General features: G+C 59.4%; 16 protein-coding genes, 1 pseudogene and 1 other annotated feature. Of the genes and pseudogenes, 6 read left to right on the forward strand and 11 right to left on the reverse strand.

What is annotated here, in order from left to right; all coding sequences use genetic code 11:
• Positions 1-177 precede the first annotated feature (177 nt).
• Complete coding sequence (gene ribA, locus ACP3TA_RS19150) at positions 178-771, forward strand: GTP cyclohydrolase II (protein ID WP_019452695.1); 594 nt, start codon at positions 178-180, stop codon at positions 769-771.
• Between the two features lie 57 nt (positions 772-828).
• Here the strand turns inward: ribA and acnA are convergent, their stop codons facing one another.
• The 5 genes from acnA to topA all read right to left on the reverse strand — a co-directional run bounded on the left by acnA (position 829) and on the right by topA (position 8,247).
• Positions 829-3,501: an aconitate hydratase AcnA gene (gene acnA / locus ACP3TA_RS19155; RefSeq protein ID WP_042784668.1), complete on the reverse strand. Its 2,673-nt coding sequence runs from the start codon at positions 3,499-3,501 to the stop codon at positions 829-831.
• A gap of 223 nt (positions 3,502-3,724) precedes the next feature.
• Positions 3,725-3,961, reverse strand: a complete 237-nt coding sequence (locus tag ACP3TA_RS19160) for a hypothetical protein (RefSeq protein WP_050440103.1) — start codon at positions 3,959-3,961, stop codon at positions 3,725-3,727.
• 352 nt (positions 3,962-4,313) lie between these two features.
• The gene (cysB, locus tag ACP3TA_RS19165; RefSeq protein ID WP_004930690.1) at positions 4,314-5,288 is read right to left on the reverse strand and encodes an HTH-type transcriptional regulator CysB; all 975 of its coding nucleotides are present in this window, start codon (positions 5,286-5,288) and stop codon (positions 4,314-4,316) included.
• Between the two features lie 221 nt (positions 5,289-5,509).
• Complete coding sequence (locus ACP3TA_RS19170; RefSeq protein WP_255201708.1) at positions 5,510-5,644, reverse strand: hypothetical protein; 135 nt, start codon at positions 5,642-5,644, stop codon at positions 5,510-5,512.
• A 5-nt stretch (positions 5,645-5,649) separates the two neighbouring features.
• Positions 5,650-8,247, reverse strand: coding sequence for a type I DNA topoisomerase (gene topA, locus ACP3TA_RS19175; protein WP_015378045.1), 2,598 nt, complete (start codon positions 8,245-8,247; stop codon positions 5,650-5,652).
• Positions 8,248-8,674: 427 nt separating this feature from the next.
• Here topA and ACP3TA_RS19180 point away from each other — a divergent pair, with 427 nt between their 5' ends.
• The gene (locus ACP3TA_RS19180; RefSeq protein WP_033650243.1) at positions 8,675-8,926 is read left to right on the forward strand and encodes a YciN family protein; all 252 of its coding nucleotides are present in this window, start codon (positions 8,675-8,677) and stop codon (positions 8,924-8,926) included.
• Positions 8,927-8,976: 50 nt separating this feature from the next.
• On the opposite strand, the gene sohB is transcribed toward ACP3TA_RS19180, so the two are convergent.
• Positions 8,977-10,023 carry a protease SohB gene (sohB, locus tag ACP3TA_RS19185; RefSeq protein WP_033650242.1) on the reverse strand — a complete coding sequence of 349 codons (1,047 nt, stop codon included), beginning with the start codon at positions 10,021-10,023 and terminating at the stop codon, positions 8,977-8,979.
• Positions 10,024-10,382: 359 nt separating this feature from the next.
• On the opposite strand from sohB, the gene ACP3TA_RS19190 reads away from it, so the two are divergent.
• A complete protein-coding gene (locus tag ACP3TA_RS19190) occupies positions 10,383-11,144 on the forward strand; it encodes a YciK family oxidoreductase (RefSeq protein WP_033643264.1) in 762 nt (253 codons plus the stop codon).
• A gap of 13 nt (positions 11,145-11,157) precedes the next feature.
• Positions 11,158-11,748, forward strand: coding sequence for a cob(I)yrinic acid a,c-diamide adenosyltransferase (gene cobO, locus ACP3TA_RS19195; protein WP_033643265.1), 591 nt, complete (start codon positions 11,158-11,160; stop codon positions 11,746-11,748).
• 39 nt (positions 11,749-11,787) lie between these two features.
• Here the strand turns inward: cobO and rluB are convergent, their stop codons facing one another.
• The 5 genes from rluB to rnm form a co-directional block, all read right to left on the reverse strand.
• Positions 11,788-12,693 (reverse strand): 23S rRNA pseudouridine(2605) synthase RluB, encoded by a 906-nt coding sequence (rluB, locus tag ACP3TA_RS19200; protein ID WP_033643266.1) that lies wholly within the window; start codon positions 12,691-12,693, stop codon positions 11,788-11,790.
• A 159-nt stretch (positions 12,694-12,852) separates the two neighbouring features.
• Entirely contained in the window at positions 12,853-13,650 is a 798-nt protein-coding gene (locus ACP3TA_RS19205; protein WP_206196461.1) for an alpha/beta fold hydrolase, read from the reverse strand.
• Between the two features lie 148 nt (positions 13,651-13,798).
• Positions 13,799-14,158, reverse strand: coding sequence for a Rap1a/Tai family immunity protein (locus tag ACP3TA_RS19210; RefSeq protein WP_016927523.1), 360 nt, complete (start codon positions 14,156-14,158; stop codon positions 13,799-13,801).
• A gap of 115 nt (positions 14,159-14,273) precedes the next feature.
• Positions 14,274-14,894: an L-threonylcarbamoyladenylate synthase gene (locus tag ACP3TA_RS19215; protein WP_033643268.1), complete on the reverse strand. Its 621-nt coding sequence runs from the start codon at positions 14,892-14,894 to the stop codon at positions 14,274-14,276.
• A 47-nt stretch (positions 14,895-14,941) separates the two neighbouring features.
• Entirely contained in the window at positions 14,942-15,823 is an 882-nt protein-coding gene (gene rnm, locus ACP3TA_RS19220) for an RNase RNM (protein ID WP_033643269.1), read from the reverse strand.
• Positions 15,824-16,075: 252 nt separating this feature from the next.
• Positions 16,076-16,179 (forward strand) — a sequence feature (Trp leader region).
• Positions 16,180-16,203: 24 nt separating this feature from the next.
• On the opposite strand from rnm, the gene ACP3TA_RS19225 reads away from it, so the two are divergent.
• A complete protein-coding gene (locus ACP3TA_RS19225) occupies positions 16,204-17,766 on the forward strand; it encodes an anthranilate synthase component 1 (RefSeq protein ID WP_033643270.1) in 1,563 nt (520 codons plus the stop codon).
• Positions 17,766-19,362 (forward strand): annotated as a pseudogene (gene trpD / locus ACP3TA_RS19230) (bifunctional anthranilate synthase glutamate amidotransferase component TrpG/anthranilate phosphoribosyltransferase TrpD). Before ACP3TA_RS19225 ends, trpD begins: the two are co-directional and overlap by 1 nt.
• Positions 19,363-19,365 lie beyond the last annotated feature (3 nt).

Raw genomic sequence — 19,365 nt, forward strand, 5'->3', positions numbered from 1 at the left:
TGGCCAGAAAACGCCATCTGCTGGTTTGCTGAGCACCGCCCGGCAAGAAGTTGTGGCAAAATAGCCGATAATTAACGAAATAGAGATCGGCGTAGCACGTTTTAGTCTTGGTCAATGCACTGACCGGACTTAGGATGCGCGACAATGATTGAATCGTAGGTTTTTGTGGAGAGTGACATGCAGCTTAAACGGGTGGCAGAGGCTAAACTGCCGACACCTTGGGGCGATTTCCTGATGGTAGGATTCGAAGAACTGGCGACCGGGCACGATCATCTGGCGCTGGTATTCGGTGATATTTCCGGTGAAGCGCCGGTGCTCGCACGCGTGCATTCCGAATGTCTGACCGGCGACGCGTTGTTCAGCCTGCGCTGCGACTGCGGTTTTCAGCTGGAAGCCGCGCTGGAGCAGATCGCCGAAGAAGGCCGCGGCATCCTGCTTTATCATCGCCAGGAGGGCCGCAATATCGGCCTGTTGAACAAGATCCGCGCCTATGCCCTGCAGGATAAGGGCGCAGACACCGTGGAAGCCAACCATCAGCTCGGCTTCGCCGCCGACGAACGCGACTTCACCCTGTGCGCCGACATGTTCAAACTGCTGGGCGTCGACGCGGTGCGCTTGCTGACCAACAACCCGAAAAAGGTCGAGATCCTGACCGAAGCCGGTATCAATATCAGCGAGCGCGTGCCGCTGATCGTCGGCCGCAATCCGAAGAACGAACACTATCTGGCCACCAAGGCCGCCAAAATGGGCCATTTGCTCGACCAGAAGTGATCGCCGCCACGGTGAAAACAATCAGGGCGCCTTGCGGCGCCCTTTTTACTGCCCGATTTACAGCATTTTCCTGATTACGTAGTGCAGGATGCCGTCGTTTTCGTAGTAGGTCAGCTCATTGCCGGTATCGATGCGGCAACGAGTGTCGATCACCTCCTTGCGCCCGTCGGCATAGGTGATATGTACCGGCACCGTCTGGCCCGGCTGCAGCTGTTGCAGGCCGCCGACGCTGATCTGCTCGTCCCCGGTCAGCCCCAGCGTTTTGCGCGTCACGCCCTGCGGGAACTCCAGCGGCAAAATACCCATGCCGATCAGGTTGGAGCGGTGAATACGCTCGAAGGATTCGGCGATCACCACCCGCACGCCCAGCAGGCGCGGCCCTTTCGCCGCCCAGTCGCGGCTGGAGCCGGAACCGTACTCTTTACCGGCGATCACCGCCAGCGGCACTTGCTCCTGCTGGTACTGCATGGCGGCGTCGTAGATAGACAGTTGCTGCTGCGACGGAATATGGCGGGTATAGCCCCCCTCCACGCCCGGCACCATTTCGTTGCGGATGCGGATGTTGGCGAAGGTGCCGCGCATCATCACTTCGTGGTTACCGCGGCGCGAACCGTAGGAATTAAAGTCCTGCGGCGCCACGCCGTGCTCGCTCAGGTAACGCCCCGCCGGGCTGTCGCGCTTGATGTTGCCCGCCGGCGAGATGTGGTCGGTGGTCACCGAATCGGCCAGAATCGCCAGAATGCGCGCGTCCTTGATGTCCTGCACCGGATCCGGCTTCACCTTCATGGTGCTGAAAAACGGAGGATGGCGGATATAGGTAGAATCCTCCTGCCATTGATAGGTCGCCGAACCGGTCACCTGGATCGCCTGCCAGTTGGCGTCGCCATCGAACACTTCGCCGTATTCTTTGTGGAACATCTCGGTGCGCACTTCTTCCACCGCCTGAGCAATGTCCTGGCTGCTCGGCCAGATGTCCTTCAGGTAGACCGGTTGACCGTCATTGCCCTCGCCCAGCGGCTCTTTGGTCAGATCGATCTTCATGCTGCCCGCCAGCGCATACGCCACGACCAGCGGCGGTGAGGCCAGCCAGTTGGTTTTCACCAGCGGGTGGATGCGCCCTTCGAAGTTACGGTTGCCCGACAGCACCGCGCCCACGGTCAGATCGCCCTCTTTGATCGCCTGCTCGATAGGATCCGGCAGCGGCCCGGAGTTGCCGATACAGGTGGTACAGCCATATCCCACCAGGTTGAACCCCAGTTCTTCCAGATAAGCGGTGAGCTTGGCGCTGTCGAAGTAGTCGGTCACCACTTTGGAACCCGGCGCCAACGACGTTTTTACCCAAGGCTTGCTGCGCAGCCCTTTCTTGACGGCGTTTTTCGCCAGCAGGCCAGCCGCCATCATCACGCTCGGGTTGGAGGTGTTGGTGCAGGAGGTGATCGCCGCGATCACCACCGCGCCGTCGTGCAGCTCGTGCTGCTGCCCATCCAGCGTAAAGGGTTTGCTGTCTGCCTTGGTCTTGTGGCCGCCGATATCCAACTCGGTAGCGGCCTTGAACGCCTGCGGCACATTCGGCAGCGCGACGCGATCCTGCGGGCGTTTCGGCCCGGCGAGGCTGGCCTCGACCGTCGACATATCCAGCGCCAGCGAGCTGGTGAATACCGGCTCATCCCCCGGGTTGCGCCACATGCCCTGCGCCTTGGCGTAGGCTTCCACCAGCGCGATTTGTTCGGCGCTGCGGCCGCTGAGTTTCATGTAGCCGAGCGTGACGTCATCTACCGGGAAGAAACCGCAGGTGGCGCCGAACTCCGGCGACATGTTGGCGATGGTCGCCCGGTCCGCCAACGGCAGATCGGCCAGGCCGTCGCCGTAAAACTCGACGAACTTGCCGACAACGCCGTGCTTACGCAGCATTTGGGTGACCGTCAGCACCAGGTCGGTGGCGGTAATGCCCTCGCGGAGCTTGCCGGTCAGCTTAAAGCCGACGACGTCCGGGATCAGCATCGACACCGGCTGGCCCAGCATCGCCGCTTCCGCTTCGATACCGCCGACGCCCCAGCCGAGAATGCCCAGGCCGTTGATCATGGTGGTGTGAGAATCGGTGCCCACCAGCGTATCCGGATAGGCCACGCGGCGACCGCTTTCGTCACTGTGCCACACCGTTTGGCCGAGGTATTCGAGGTTGACCTGGTGGCAGATGCCGGTGCCCGGCGGCACCACGCGGAAACGGTTGAAGGCTTTCTGCCCCCAGCGCAGGAAGGTGTAGCGCTCGTGGTTGCGCTGCATTTCGATACGCACGTTGTCTTCGAAGGCGTTGTCATCGCCGAATTCATCGACGGTAACCGAGTGGTCAATCACCAGATCCACCGGCGACAGCGGGTTCACCTGGTCGACATTGCCGCCCAGCCGCCGCACCGCTTCACGCATCGCCGCCAGATCCACCACCGCCGGAACGCCGGTAAAATCCTGCATCAGCACGCGCGCCGGACGGTAGGCGATCTCACGGTCAGCATGGCCGGTTTGTAACCAGGCGACGATGGCCTTGAGGTCGTCAACCTGCACGGTATCGCCATCCACATGGCGCAGCAGGTTCTCCAACAGCACTTTCATTGATTTCGGCAACCGGTCGATATCACCCAGCTGCTTCGCCGCCAGCGGCAGACTGTAGTAGTAATATTCGCTATTCAGCGCAACCAGCTTATCCAGACTTGTTTCACGAAGATCGGACGACATAGCTCCTCCATTTCTTATTGTGATTAAAACAGGGTAATCAGTGAGGTCTTGTTTAAAGATACCACAAAGATAAGTTAACGTTTTGATAACAACACGATTTGATCACAGCGATAGGTGAGAACAATCAAGAAGAAGGAAGTGCGAGCGCAGCCAAGGGGTTAGGCCACGCGTCAACGAAAACGCCGCAACGAGGCGGCGTTTTGGCAGCGAAAATCTCGCGGCTTTAGCGGGGTTTGCGCACCAGGCGGCGACATACTGTGAGCACAACTGCAGCAATGATAGCAGAGACACCCAATTTAATGGCAATGACAGCCGAGTCGAAACTATTCATCCCTATTTCACCATCACCGCTAATTTCTATGTTGTTGGAAACGAAGCTGTCGAAAATTCCGTCTGGCAGGTAGCGCAACAACAAAAAGGTTAGCAACAAGAACAGAACAATCCAGAGACTTTTTTTCATTGTGATACCACGCATTTACTGTAATCAGGCTCGCCTTGAACATCTATACGACCGTACGCCATCAGCCCTCGACCTCCAGGCACTCTCACCTTTCTACGTCTTAGCAGCGCATCCCGAAGGATCTGGAAATCACTCGATAAATCAGCGTAGTTAAGCCTGCATATCTGCATAACGTTGAATTTCCATACTCAATTATCCGAACGTTTTGCAGTCTACTTAGAGGCTAACGGGTTGAAAAGAGGACGGCGGCTTTTCAGGATGATCCTGAGAAACAAGGAAGGTGCGGGTTTCCGGGCTAAAAAAACCCGGTTTAGCAGGCGCCTAACCGGGTTTGATTTGATATCGTCAACGATTACTTAATCGGCAGCTTGATGTCCTTGAACATCGCTTCAATTTCTTCGTTGGAGCGCAGCGCCACTGCGCTGTCGACCACGTCGCGCGTCAGGTGCGGCGCGAAGCGCTGAATGAAGTCGTACATGTAGCTGCGCAGGAAGGTGCTGCGGCGGAAGCCGATTTTAGTGGTGCTGTAGGTGAAGATATCGCGCGCATCCACCGTCACCAGATCCGGATCCTGCACCGGATCCACCGCCATGCTGGCGATCACCCCTACCCCCAATCCCAAACGAACATAGGTTTTAATCACGTCGGCGTCAGTGGCGGTAAAGACGATGCGCGGCGTCAGGCCGGCGCGGTTGAAGGCGGTGTCCAGCTCCGAGCGACCGGTAAAGCCGAAGGTGTAAGTGACGATCGGGTAAGCCGCCAGTTCTTCAATGCTGATGCTGCTTTTGCCCGCCAAAGGATGATCGGGCTTCACCACCACCGCACGGTTCCAGTGGTAGCACGGCAGCATGATAAGATCGTCATACAGGTGCAGCGCTTCGGTGGCGATGGCGAAATCTGCGGTGCCCTTGGAGACCGCTTCGGCGATCTGCGTCGGCGAGCCCTGATGCATGTGCAGCGAGACACGCGGGTAACGCTCAATGAAGCCTTTGATCACGTTAGGCAAGGCGTAACGAGCCTGGGTATGCGTGGTGGCGACGTACAGCGAGCCTTTGTCCGGGTAGGTGTGTTCACCGGCGACGGCCTTGATGGCGTCTACCTTGGACAGCACTTCACGCGCGATGCGAATGATTTCCTGGCCGGCCGGGGTGACCTGGGTCAGGTGCTTGCCGCTGCGGGCGAAAATCTGGATGCCCAGCTCATCTTCGAGCATGCGCACCTGTTTGCTGATGCCGGGTTGAGAGGTATAGAGCCCTTCTGCCGTCGAGGAGACATTCAGGTTGTGGTTAACCACTTCCACAATGTAACGAAGCTGCTGCAATTTCATATCTTATACCATCCTAGGTTAAACACTGCGGCTTACCCGCAGCCAGGTATATCGGTGTCGCCCCGGTATGCTGAAACTCACAAGCCATAAACCCCGTGTTCTACCCTGATGGTGAAGAAAACGCCGTTGTTAATAAGCTTTAATAATAAAAAAACTTTTTATATAACCACTATACCACGATGCAGCTTCAAGTATAGATCCGCGTCACACTATGATAACGATTATTTTGCATGGGTATCAACGTGAAACGGCGGTGTCGGAGGGATAAAAACAGCAAAGGATAGATCCGTTTGCCCCTTTTCACCAATAAAAAAACCAGCCGCCAGGGCTGGTTTTTCATCTTGCGGGCAGGACATCGGCCTTACTTCTTGCCTTCGACCCACTTGCCGTCCACGTAGAACGCGGACCAACCGGTCGCCTTGCCGTCTTTTTCAGAGGAGACGTACTGCTGCTTGGTTTTACGGCTGAAACGCACCAGCGTTTTGTTGCCTTCGGCATCCGCCACCGGCGCATCGGCCAGGTAGCGCAGTTTCTCCGGCAGACGATCCTTGAAGCGAGCCAGTTCTTCCACCAGCGGCGCGCGGGTCTCGCGCGATTTAGGGAAGGTGTTGGCCGCCAGGAACACGCCGGCAGCGCCGTCACGCAGCACGAAATAGGCGTCGGACTTCTCGCACGGCAGCTCCGGCAACGGCACCGGATCTTCCTTCGGCGGCGCGACATCGCCGTTACGCAGGATCTTGCGGGTGTTTTTGCAGTTCTCGTTGGTGCAGCCCATGTACTTGCCGAAACGCCCCATTTTCAGGTGCATTTCCGAGCCGCACTTGTCGCACTCCACCACCGGGCCATCATAGCCTTTCAGACGGAACTCGCCCTCTTCGATCTCATAGCCGTCACACGCCGGGTTGTTACCGCAGACGTGCAGCTTGCGCTGGTTGTCGATCAGATAGCTGTCCATCGCCGTACCGCATTTCTGGCAGCGGCGGCGGGCGCGCAGCGCGTTGGTTTCCGCGTCGTCGCCTTCGAGGATGTTGAGCACTTCCGCTTCCGGCACCAGGTTGATGGTGGTTTTGCAACGTTCCTTCGGCGGCAGCGCGTAGCCGGAACAGCCGAGGAAGACCCCGGTGCTGGCGGTACGGATGCCCATCTTGCGGCCGCAGGTCGGGCAGTCGATGCTGGTCATCACCATCTGGTTAGGCCGCATGCCGCCTTCTTCCGGATCCTTCTCCGCCGTTTCAAGCTGCTCGCTGAAGTCGACGAAGAATTCGTCCAGCACCGCTTTCCACTCGGCCTGGTTGTTGGCGACCTCATCGAGGCCGTCTTCCATGCGCGCGGTGAAGTCATAGTTCATCAGCTCGCGGAAGTTCTCTTCCAGACGATCGGTGACGATCTCACCCATTTTCTCGGCATAGAAACGGCGGCTTTCCACCCGCACATAACCGCGATCCTGAATGGTCGAGATGATGGAGGCGTAAGTGGACGGACGGCCGATGCCGCGTTTCTCCAGCTCTTTCACCAGCGAGGCTTCGCTGTAACGCGCCGGCGGCTTGGTGAAGTGCTGGCTCGGGATCAGTTTCTGCAGATCCAGCTCGCTGCCGATTTCGACGAACGGCAACGTGCGATCTTCATCGCCTTTGCGCAGAGCCGGCATCACCTTAGTCCAGCCGTCAAAGCGCAGCGTACGGCCCTTGGCGCGCAGCTGATAATCGCCGGCTTTCACCGTCAGCGTGGTGGAATCGTATTGCGCCGGCGTCATCTGACAGGCGACGAACTGACGCCAGATCAGCTGATACAGCTTCTGCGCGTCCGCTTCCATGTCTTTGAGCTGTTCGGCGAGCACGTTCACGTCCGAAGGACGGATGGCTTCGTGCGCTTCCTGTGAATTCTCTTTGCTGCTGTACTGATTCGGCGCCTTCGGCAGGTATTTATCGCCGAAGTTGTCGCCGATGTAGCCACGCACCATGTTGAGCGCATCCTGGCTCAGGTTGGTGGAGTCGGTACGCATATAGGTGATGTGGCCGGCTTCATACAGCCGTTGTGCCATCATCATGGTTTTCTTCACGCCGAAGCTCAGGCGGGTGCTGGCGGCCTGTTGCAACGTGGAGGTAATGAAAGGCGCGCCCGGCTTGCTGCTGGTCGGTTTGTCTTCGCGATCCAGCACCGTGTAGCGGGCTTTTTCCAGCAGCTTGACCGCGGCGTGCGTCTGCTCGCGGTTGACCGGCTTGAACGGTTTGTCGTGCGCGTGAGTCACTTCCATCTGCAGCGCGGTTTCACCCTTCGCCAGCAGATCGGCATGCAGCTCCCAGTACTCTTCCGGCACGAACGCCTTGATGTCGCGTTCGCGCTCAACCACCAGACGCACCGCCACCGACTGTACGCGGCCGGCGGACAGGCCGCGGGCAATTTTTTTCCACAGCAGCGGCGAGACCATATAGCCCACCACGCGGTCCATAAACCGGCGCGCCTGCTGCGCGTTGACGCGGTCAATGTTCAACTCGCCCGGCTGTTTGAACGCCTGTTGGATCGCGTTTTTGGTGATTTCGTTAAACACCACGCGGCTAAAGCGTTTGTCATCCCCACCGATCACTTCCCGCAGGTGCCAGGCGATGGCTTCCCCTTCGCGGTCAAGGTCGGTTGCGAGATAAATGTGGTCGGCGTTTTCCGCCAACGATTTTAACTCGGCGACCACTTTTTCTTTACCCGGCAGGATTTCATAATGCGCTTTCCAGCCGTGGTAAGGGTCGACGCCCATGCGATTTACCAGCGCCGCCTTCTCATCTTTTTTAACTTTTTTCTTGGCTTTGTCTTCGGTTGAGTCAGCGCTCTTTTTGCTGGCTGAGCCACTGGTCGGCAAATCACGGATGTGACCGACGCTGGACTTCACCACGTAGTCACTTCCTAAATATTTATTAATAGTTTTGGCTTTTGCCGGGGACTCAACTATTACGAGAGCTTTACCCATATTTACCTTTACCTAATTTATTTCTTCTAAAAAGAAGTCTTTTATCTCGCCGTGCCGCGGCAATTCGTGTCTCTTTTTTTATATTGCGGCAGTCTGGCAAGAGATCAACAGATTTTTTTCTTTTGGTTGCCCAACTGCTCAACCTGAACGCAAGTTGTTGATCCTGCCTGCTATTCACCCATGCCCCAGAAGTATGGCTGCGTGATTTTTATTCATGGCGTAAACAAAACCTTCCACCCGACGCCGCAAAATCCCACACTGTACCTGATAAAAAGCGTCACGCAACCTAATTAGCACGGAAAGGCAGATTTCGCCAACCGGCCGCCGCCCATGGCCATCCAGACGGCAAATAAACCTTAGTCGGTTTGCGGATAAAAGCGAACCGGCGTTAGAATATGCGCAGCGTTTTTTGTTTGGAGTCTAATAAATGCACAAGAATACTGCACCTATCGGCCGCGAGGCCCTGCTGGCGGAAGCAAATAACATCATCCGCCAACACGAAGATTATCTGCACGGCATGATCGCCACCGACGTTGAACAAAAAAGCGGCGTTTTAGTTTTTCGCGGCGAATACTTTTTAGATGCCGATGGATTGCCCACCGCCAAAACCACCGCCGTATTTAATATGTTTAAACATTTGGCTCACCTGCTTTCGGAAAAATACCATTTGGTCGATTGAGAAAACAAAACGGGGGCGCCTGGCCCCCGTTGATTCCTGCTCTTCTCGCCTTACAACAACGGCTTTTCCCCGCGCTGCCACCAGCGCAACAGCAAACGATCGACGCTTTCCGCCGCGCTGCCGGTGAAACGATCCATCAAACGTTTACGACGCGCATAGCGCACGGCGATCACTTCGTGGTTATCCAACTCGGCGATCAACAAATCGTCGCTGGTGCCGATGGCGTCGATCAGGCCTTTCTCTTTGGCCTGGGTCCCGAACCAGTGCTCACCGGTGGCGACGCTGTCGATGTCCAGCGACGGGCGCTGCTCGTGCACGAAGCGTTTGAACAGCTCGTGCGTTTCGTTCAGATCTTCGCGGAACTTCTCGCGCCCCTGCTCGGTATTTTCACCGAACAGCGTCAGCGTACGTTTAAACTGCCCGGCGGTATGCAGCTCCACGTCGATGTCGTTCTTCTTCAGCAGGCGGTGGAAATTCGGGATCTGCGCCACCACGCCGATGGAACCGATGATGGCGAACGGCGCCGCCACGATGCGATCCGCGACGCAGGCCATCATGTAGCCGCCGCTGGCCGCCACTTTATCCACCGCCACCGTCAGGCGGATGCCGCCTTTGCGCAAGCGCTCCAGCTGCGAAGCCGCCAGGCCGTAGCCGTGCACCACCCCGCCCGGGCTTTCCAGACGCAGCAGGACTTCATCCTGCGCCGAGGCCACCGCCAGCACCGCGGAGATCTCTTCGCGCAGCGACGTCACCTCGTGCGCATCCATGCTGCCCTTGAAGTCCAACACGTACAGGCACGGCTTGGCCACTTCCACCGCGCCGGATTTGGCGCGCTGCTTCTTCAATTTGTCATCAGATTTGGTCTGCTTCTTGAACTGTTTCAGCCAAACCTTTTGCTCGGCAGTATCCATACGCGCCAGGCGCATATCGCGCTGCATTTCGCGATACTGCTCACCGAGATCGGTCAACTGCAGCTCCCCTTTCTGACGGCTCTTGCGTTGCCCCAGACTGACCGCCAGGATGGCCAACGCGGCGATGGCGAGCACCACCGTGGCGACCTTGGCCAGAAACAGGCCATAAACAGATATAAACTCCACAGATTCCGCCTTTATTTACAGGTTGTTAGTATGATTCTTTCCATTTTAGCCAACCGCAGCGCCTGCTGTCGCGGCTAAATGAAAATTCATTGCGTTCTGCACGTCACTATGGGGACGATTCAAGGCCGAACCAAGCCGCCGCCGCGCCGCTTTTGTTACAAAAGAATGTCATTTCAGCCTGCTACGCATTGAAAATGCGTACGGATTAAGGCATATAACACCCATTATTCATCAATATGATGAGACAGATTCGCTGCGCGGCCCGCAGAAGGTCGAGCTCTCGCTCCCGCCCTGGCCGCGCGTTTCACCCTTGCTCCCCACGATACGCGGGAGAACAGCCACCCAGGCGAGGATTTATCGTGCATTACCAACCCAAACAAGATCTACTCGAACAACGCATTATTTTGGTCACCGGCGCCGGAGACGGCATCGGCCGCGAAGCGGCGCTGACCTACGCTCGCTTCGGCGCCCAGTTAGTGCTGCTGGGACGCACCGAGAGCAAACTGCTGGCGGTACAACAAGAGATCGCGGCCCAGGGCGGCGCCCCGGCCCTGGTGGTCACGCTCGACTTGCTGCACGCCACGCCGGAGCAATGCCGGCAGATAGCCGACGATCTGGCGCGCCAAATTCCGCGCCTGGACGGCGTGCTGCACAACGCCGGCCTGCTGGGCGACATTGCGCCGATGGCCGACCTGTCGATAACCATGTGGCAAGAGGTGATGCAGGTTAACGTCAACGCCACCTTTATGCTGACTCAGGCGCTGCTGCCGCTGCTGCTGAAATCCCACGCCGGGTCGCTGGTGTTCACCAGTTCCAGCGTCGGGCGCACCGGCCGCGCCGACTGGGGCGCTTATGCGGTGTCGAAGTTCGCCACCGAAGGCATGATGCAGGTATTGGCCGATGAATACAAAAATCGTAATTTGCGGGTAAACTGCATCAATCCGGGCGGAACTCGCACCAAAATGCGCGCATCCGCCTTCCCACACGAAGACAAAAACAAGCTGAAAACCCCGGCTGACATCATGCCGCTGTACCTGTATCTGATGGGCGAGGACAGCCGGCGAAAAACCGGCATGAGCTTCGACGCCCAGCCGAACCGCAAACCCGGCGCGGCCGAATAATAAGGAGCGTTTCATGGCGGAAGATCGTCATCAACAGCGCCAGCAGCGCCTGAAAGAACAGGTCGATGCACGCATCGCCGCGGCGCAGGACACCCGCGGCCTGCTGCTGGTGTTTACCGGCAACGGCAAAGGCAAAACCACCGCCGCCTTCGGCACCGTCACCCGCGCGGTCGGTCACGGCATGCGCGCCGGGGTGATCCAGTTCATCAAGGGCGAGTGGCCCAATGGCGAAAAGAATCTGCTGCAGCAACATGGCGTTGAATTTCAGGTGATGGCTACCGGCTTCACCTGGGAGACGCAGAACAAGGCAGGCGACACCGCCGCCTGCCAGGCGGTGTGGCAGCACGGCAAACGCATGCTGGCCGACAGCGGCCTGGATCTGGTGCTGCTGGACGAAGTGACCTACATGTTGACCTACGGCTATCTGGAGCTGGAAGAGCTCAAAGAAGCGCTGCGGCAGCGCCCTGCGCACCAAACGGTGATACTGACCGGGCGCGGTTGCCATCGCGAGCTGCTGGAAATGGCGGATACGGTTACGGAGATGCGGCCGGTGAAACACGCGTTCGACGCGGGCATCAAGGCGCAACAGGGGATCGATTGGTAACAAAACGTTCTGGCCCCGAACGGGGCCAGAATGACGGGATTAGCTGCGTTTGCTCGGTTTGCCCGATTTACTCGGTTTGCTGCCCGGCGCACTGCGACGGCCGCTGCCGGCCACCTGCGAGTGACGCTTGACCGCGCGACGGATTTGGTTAGCCTTCACGCGGCGGCGCTCACGCTCCACCGGCATCTTGCTGACCGTTTCCGGTTTCAATTCAACCAGCTCGCGCAGGTAGTTGATCGCCGGCAGATCCAGCTCGGCCCAGCCGCCGCGCGGCAGGCCTTTCGGCAGATCGATATCGCCGTAGCGTACGCGGATCAGGCGGCTCACCTGCACGCCCACCGCTTCCCACAGGCGACGCACTTCACGGTTGCGGCCTTCGGTCAGGGTCACGTTGTACCATTGGTTGAGGCCTTCACCGCCCTGGAAGCTGATGGTGCGGAACGCGGCCGGGCCGTCTTCCAGTTGCACGCCTTTGCTCAGCTGCTTCACTTTCGCATCGTCGACCTGGCCAAACACGCGCACCGCGTACTCGCGTTCCACTTCACGGCTTGGGTGCATCAGACGGTTGGCCAGTTCGCCATCGGTGGTGAACAGCAGCAGACCAGAAGTGTTGACGTCCAGTCGCCCTACCGCCACCCAGCGCGAACCGCGCAGCTTCGGCAAGCGATCGAACACCGTCGGGCGGCCTTCAGGATCGCTGCGGGTACACAGCTCACCTTCCGGTTTGTAGTAAGCCAGCACGCGGCAGACCACCTCTTCGGACTCTTTGATCGACAGGACATGACCATCCAGACGAATTTTCATCGCCGGGGTCACTTCAACGCGATCGCCCAGCTTGGCGACCTTGCCGTCGACGCTGACGCGCCCGGCTTCAATCATGGTTTCGATTTCACGACGCGAGCCGTGCCCGGCGCGCGCTAATACTTTCTGTAACTTTTCGCTCATTGAGCAACCTCTAATGTCGCCTTCACAGGCGTCGGGGGGATAACCGCCGCGGCCAATCGCCGCAACGGTAATAATACGTTTATCAAGATCGAACCGCGCATTATACAGGCTTTCTAAGGTGTTGAAACCCACTTTATCGGCGGTGCCCCCAAGCGGCGTTCACGGCGCCAAGAAGTCCTCCACCGCCCTCAGCACCGCGTCGGGCCGTTCCAGAATGCCGAGGTGAGTGCGGGCCTCTTCTAAACGCGCCACGGAGAAAAACGGCCGCTCGGCGGCAAATGTCTGCTGTTGCCGCAGATAGTCATCGCGGCGATCCAGCGAGTAAATATGCCGGCACGGCGGCGGCGCGCTCATTCCCGCCAGGCGTTGCAGCGGCGAGCCGAACTGCCGGTAGGCCTGTTCGATGGCCACGCCGGCGGCGCGCCAGAGCCGGTCATCTTCCTGCGCCATCTCGACCTCCAGATGGCATTTGACCCGATCGTGGCGGATGCCGCCCTGCCAGAAGTCGAACAAGGCGTCGCGCGCCGCCAGCCACTGCTGCGGCTGCTGCATGCGGCTCACCGCCGCAAAGAACGCTGGCTCCGGCTGCGTCATGATCCAATCGAGAAACACCATGCCCTGCACCTGCTGCGGCAACGCCTCGGCCAACGCCACCGCCAACCAACTGGCGTGCGCCACCGACAGGGTGATCACGTTGTCCAAACGCAGCGCCGTCAGCAATTGGCGCACATCCTCCAGCAAATCGTCCGCCGTCAGCGACATCTCCGCCGCTTTTGACGACAGGCCGTGGCCACGCCAATCGATGCTGATCGTCCGATAACCGTCGGCCGCCAGCGCGATGAACGGCTCAAACACGGTTTTCGGTTCGCACCAGCCGGGCAGCAACACCAACGTGAGCGGCCCTGAGCCGATATCCTGATAATCGAGCGTCATGTTGGCACTGTGAAATGCGGTCATATTACCTCCTGCGCGTCTCTCCCCGACCCGTTCGGGAATTACCGACGGGCTAAGGGTGACAGCGCAGCAGGTCATGATCTATTGAAGTTCGTGCGGAAAAGACCCGAGCGCACCTTATGAAAAAATGCGCACTTATTGGAATGGGAATTTAATGGCGCACGCAGGGATAGGCGGCGCTCAACGCCAGCATAATCACCGACGGTGCGGAATAATGCAGTTGCTCGGGATGTTCGTTCAAGTACTGCATTACCGCGTCGGCGGCTACGCCGATGCTCATTCCGGCCTCTGGGCAGATATTGCGATTGCCCTGCATGGAATAGGTATCGAATACGCCGGCGACGTATCCCATAAACATGCCGCCATTCAGCGCTTCGGCCACGGTGGCTTCACCGCTTTTATTTTTTACGTAACCGCCGGATTCCGCCAGCAAACCGCTGCCCGAATAAAAACCCGCATTCGCCATTGAGGAAAATAATAAGGCCGCTAAAAAAGAAACCTGTTTAATCATTGCTGCGCATCCTGCCCATTATCAATTCTGAAGTCTTCAAGAATAGCGGCTTTCACGCGAAATAGCGTCGCTTCAGCCGTTTTTCAGACAATGGGCAAGGTGGCAATATTTTACATCAGCGGAAAGGCGCCGCGTCGCCGGCGCCTTCGCGCACCACTTCCGGCGAGGATTCGGTCAGATCGATAACCGTGGTCGGCTGTTGGCCGAGGAAGCCGCCGTGGATCACCAGATCGACCACCTTGCCCAAATGATCGCTGATCTCTTCCGGATCGGACTCGGCGAAATCATTGCCCGGCAGCATCAGCGTGGTGGACATCATCGGTTCGTTCAACGCCTCCAACAGCGCCAGCGCGATCGGGTTCGACGGCACGCGCAGGCCGATGGTTTTGCGCTTTTCATTCATCAGGCGGCGCGGCACTTCTTTGGTCGCTTTCAGAATGAACGTGTAGTTGCCCGGCGTATTGTTTTTGATCAGACGGAACGCCGTATTATCGACGTGAGCATAGGTCGACAACTCGGACAGATCGCGGCACATCAGGGTAAAGTTGTGGTTGCCGTCCAGCTGACGGATGCGGCAAATGCGCTCCATCGCCGCCTTCTCTTCCAGCATGCAGCCCAGCGCATAGCCGGAATCGGTGGGATAGACGATCACCCCCCCTTTGCGCAGCACCTCTACCGCCTGGTTGATCAGGCGCGGCTGCGGGTTGTCCGGGTGAATATAAAAAAGCTGACTCATGACTTGCTCCTAAAATAATGCCCGCGCGCGTTGCCACGCGCGTAAAATCAGACCGCCTGGCCCGGCTGCGGCCAATCGCGCCACACCGGCTCGACGCCGCCCGGCAGCCACAGCTTGCGCCCCAGTTCGATCCACGAGCAAGGTTGATGGAAATCAGAGCCTTGCGAGGCCAACAGGCGGTAGTCTTGCGCGTATTTCGCCAGCTGAGTGCGCTCATGCGGCGCCTGCTGACACTGCGCCACTTCCATGGCGTCGCCGCCGTGTTCGGCGAAATGCGCCAGCAAGCGTTTCAGCCATTTCGCGGTCAAATCGTAACGGCCCGGGTGCGCCATCACCGCCTGGCCGCCCGATTGATGAATCGCATCAATGGCTTGTTCTATTGTACACCACTGCGGCGGTACATAGCCGGTTTTCCCCTTGGCCAGGTATTTCTTGAACACCTGAGCCATATTGTCCGCCACACCGATCTCCACCAGGTAACGGGCGAAATGGCCGCGGGTCACCGCGCCGGCTCCGGCCAGGCGCTGGGCGCCGGCATAGGCGTCGGGAATACGCGCCTTGCCCAGCCGCACGCCGATCTCCTGCGCCCGCCGGTTGCGGCGTTCGGTTTGTTCCGCCAACAGCGCCACCAGCGCCGGATGCGCGACGTCCATACCCAACCCAACAATATGGATTTCATGATTTTCCCACAGCGTCGAGATTTCCACTCCATTGACCAACCGCAACGGCAACACCTGCTCCGCGATGGCGGCGGCGGCCTCGGCCAGCCCGGCGGTCGTGTCGTGATCGGTGATCGCCAACACCCCCACGCGCATCTCTACCGCCCGCTGCACCAGCTGCGTCGGCGTCAGGTAGCCGTCGGAGGCGGTCGTATGGCTGTGGAGATCGTACAGGGTAAAAGCGGTGGATTGAGGGTTACTGTCTGTCAAAACGGCTATCCGGCAATGGCTTGGTTTTCTATCATACCTGCGATCGGCGGCCGGACGGAAATCTATTCTGCCCCGGCTGGGCGCGCGGGCGGGATGATGAACAGAATTCATGCTGACCGCTAAAACATTGTACAAAAAGGGGGTTGACTTTGCCCTCGCGAACCAGTTAACTAGTACACAAGTTCACGGCAGTGGCCGTGTCGGATGAGAGTTAACAAAGAGAGTCTGCAAATGAACACATACATTTCTCTTCACGGTTGGTGGCGTACCTCCCTCTTGCGGGCGGTGTAATCGCGCATAGCTGTCATCTGACAATGCAGATTTCCTGAGCCCGCACCTGATGCGGGCTTTTTTATGGACAGAATTCACTGGAACCACCGATGATGAACATCAAACCACAATTGACATTACTGAAGGCGCAGGCCAGTTACCGGGGCGATCCCACCACCCTTTTCCACCAGCTGTGCGGCGCCCGGCCGGCCACCCTGCTGCTGGAGTCGGCGGAAATCAACAGTAAACAGAATCTGCAGAGCCTGCTGGTGATCGACAGCGCGCTGCGCATCACCGCGCTGGGTCACACCGTCAGCGTGCAGGCGCTCACCGCCAATGGCGCGGCGCTGCTGCCGCTGCTGGACGAAGCGCTGCCGCCCGAGGTCAGCATTCAGGCGCGCCCAAACGGCCGCGAGCTGACCTTCCCGGCGATCGACGAGGTGCAGGACGAAGACGCGCGCCTGCGCTCCCTGTCGGTATTCGACGCGCTGCGCACGCTGCTGACCCTGGTCGACTCCCCGGCGGACGAGCGTGAAGCCGTGATGCTGGGCGGCCTGTTCGCCTACGATCTGGTCGCCGGTTTCGAAAACCTGCCGACGCTGCGCCAGGATCAACGTTGCCCGGACTTCTGCTTCTATCTGGCGGAAACCCTGCTGGTGCTGGATCATCAACGCGGTTCCGCCCGATTGCAGGCCAGCGTCTTCAGCGAGCAAGCGAGTGAAATACAACGCCTGCAGCAGCGTCTGGCGCAATTGCAGACCGAATTGAAACAAACCCCGCAGCCAATCCCGCACCAAAAGCTGGAAAACATGCAGCTGAGCTGCAACCAGAGCGACGAAGAGTACGGCGCGGTGGTCAGCGGGCTGCAGGAAGCGATCCGTCACGGCGAGATTTTCCAGGTGGTGCCGTCGCGCCGCTTCTCCCTGCCGTGCCCGGCGCCGCTGGCGGCCTACCAGACGTTAAAAGACAACAACCCCAGCCCGTACATGTTCTTCATGCAAGATGACGAGTTCACCCTGTTCGGCGCTTCGCCGGAGAGCGCGCTGAAATACGACGCGGGCAATCGCCAGATCGAAATCTACCCGATCGCCGGCACCCGCCCGCGCGGCCGCCGAGCCGATGGTTCACTGGATCTGGATCTCGACAGCCGCATCGAGCTGGAAATGCGCACCGACCACAAAGAGCTGGCCGAGCACCTGATGCTGGTCGATCTGGCGCGCAACGATCTGGCGCGCATCTGCCAGGCCGGCAGCCGCTACGTGGCCGACCTGACCAAAGTGGATCGCTATTCGTTCGTCATGCACCTGGTTTCCCGCGTGGTGGGCACCCTGCGCGCCGATCTCGACGTGCTGCATGCCTACCAGGCCTGCATGAATATGGGCACCCTGAGCGGCGCGCCCAAAGTGCGGGCGATGCAGCTGATCGCCGCCTCCGAAGGCACGCGCCGCGGCAGCTACGGCGGCGCGGTAGGCTACTTTACCGCCACCGGCGATCTGGATACCTGCATCGTCATTCGCTCAGCCTACGTCGAAGACGGCATCGCCACCGTGCAGGCCGGCGCCGGCGTCGTGCTGGACTCCATCCCGCAGGCGGAAGCCGACGAAACCCGTAATAAAGCCCGTGCCGTGCTGCGCGCCATCGCCACTGCGCACCATGCCAAGGAGGTGTTCTGATGGCCGATATCCTGCTGCTCGACAACGTCGACTCCTTTACCTACAACCTGGTCGATCAGCTGCGCGCCAGCGGCCACCAGGTGGTGATTTACCGTAACCAGATCGCCGCCGAGGTGATCATCGAGCGTCTGGCGCAGATGGAACAGCCGGTGCTGATGCTGTCGCCGGGCCCCGGCGCCCCTTCCGAAGCGGGCTGCATGCCGGAACTGCTGCAACGCCTGCGCGGCCGGCTGCCGATCATCGGCATCTGCCTCGGCCACCAGGCGATCGTCGAAGCCTATGGCGGCCAGGTCGGCCAGGCGGGGGAAATCCTGCACGGCAAAGCCTCGGCGATCGTTCACGACGGTGAAGGCATGTTCGCCGGCATGGCCAACCCGCTGCCGGTGGCGCGTTACCACTCGCTGGTCGGCAGCAACATCCCGGCCGATCTGACCGTCAACGCCCGGTTCGGCGAGATGGTGATGGCGGTACGCGACGATCGCCGCCGCGTATGCGGCTTCCAGTTCCACCCGGAATCGATTCTGACCACCCATGGCGCGCGCCTGCTTGAGCAGACCCTGGCCTGGGCGCTGGCGAAGTCATAAAAGGAACACGACGATGCAACCTATCCTTGAGAAACTGTACCGCGCTGAATCGATGAGCCAGCAGGAAAGCCAGCAGCTGTTCAGCGCCATCGTGCGCGGCGAACTGGAGCCGAGCCAACTGGCGGCGGCGTTGATCAGCATGAAAGTCCGCGGCGAGCGCCCGGAAGAGATCGCCGGCGCCGCCAAAGCGCTGCTGGAAGATGCTCAACCGTTCCCGCGCCCTGACTATCTGTTTGCCGATATCGTCGGCACCGGCGGCGACGGCACCAACAGCATCAATATTTCCACCGCCAGCGCCTTTGTGGCGGCGGCGTGCGGCGCGAAAATCGCCAAACACGGCAACCGCAGCGTCTCCAGCCGCTCCGGCTCTTCGGATCTGTTGGCGGCATTCGGCATCCGCTTGGATCTGCCGGCGGAAGAGGCGCGCAAGGCGTTGGACGATCTTGGCGTGTGCTTCCTGTTTGCGCCGCAGTACCACACCGGCTTCCGTCACGCCATGCCGGTACGCCAGCAGTTGAAGACCCGCACGCTGTTCAACGTGCTGGGCCCGCTGATCAACCCGGCGCGTCCGCCGCTGGCGCTGATCGGCGTTTACAGCCCGGAACTGGTGCTGCCGATCGCCGAAACCCTGCGCGTGTTGGGCTATCAGCGCGCGGCGGTGGTTCACGGCGGCGGCATGGACGAGGTGGCGATCCACGCCCCGACGCACGTGGCGGAGTTGAACAACGGCGAAATCTGCAGTTATCAGCTTACCCCGCAGTCCTTCGGATTGGAAACCTATCCGCTGGAGGCCTTGCTGGGCGGCACGCCGGAAGAAAACCGTGACATTTTGGCGCGGCTGTTACAAGGTAAAGGCGAGCCGGCGCACGCTGCGGCGGTCGCGGCCAACGTCGCGTTGCTTCTGAAGTTATTCGGACATGAAGACCTGCGCCAAAATGCGCGGCAGGCACTGGATATGATCAACAGCGGGCAGGCCTATGAGCGTGTCATCGCACTGGCGGCAAGAGGATAAATG

The organism is Serratia sp. 2C06 (genome assembly GCF_050037615.1).
Lineage (GTDB): Bacteria > Pseudomonadota > Gammaproteobacteria > Enterobacterales > Enterobacteriaceae > Serratia > Serratia ureilytica.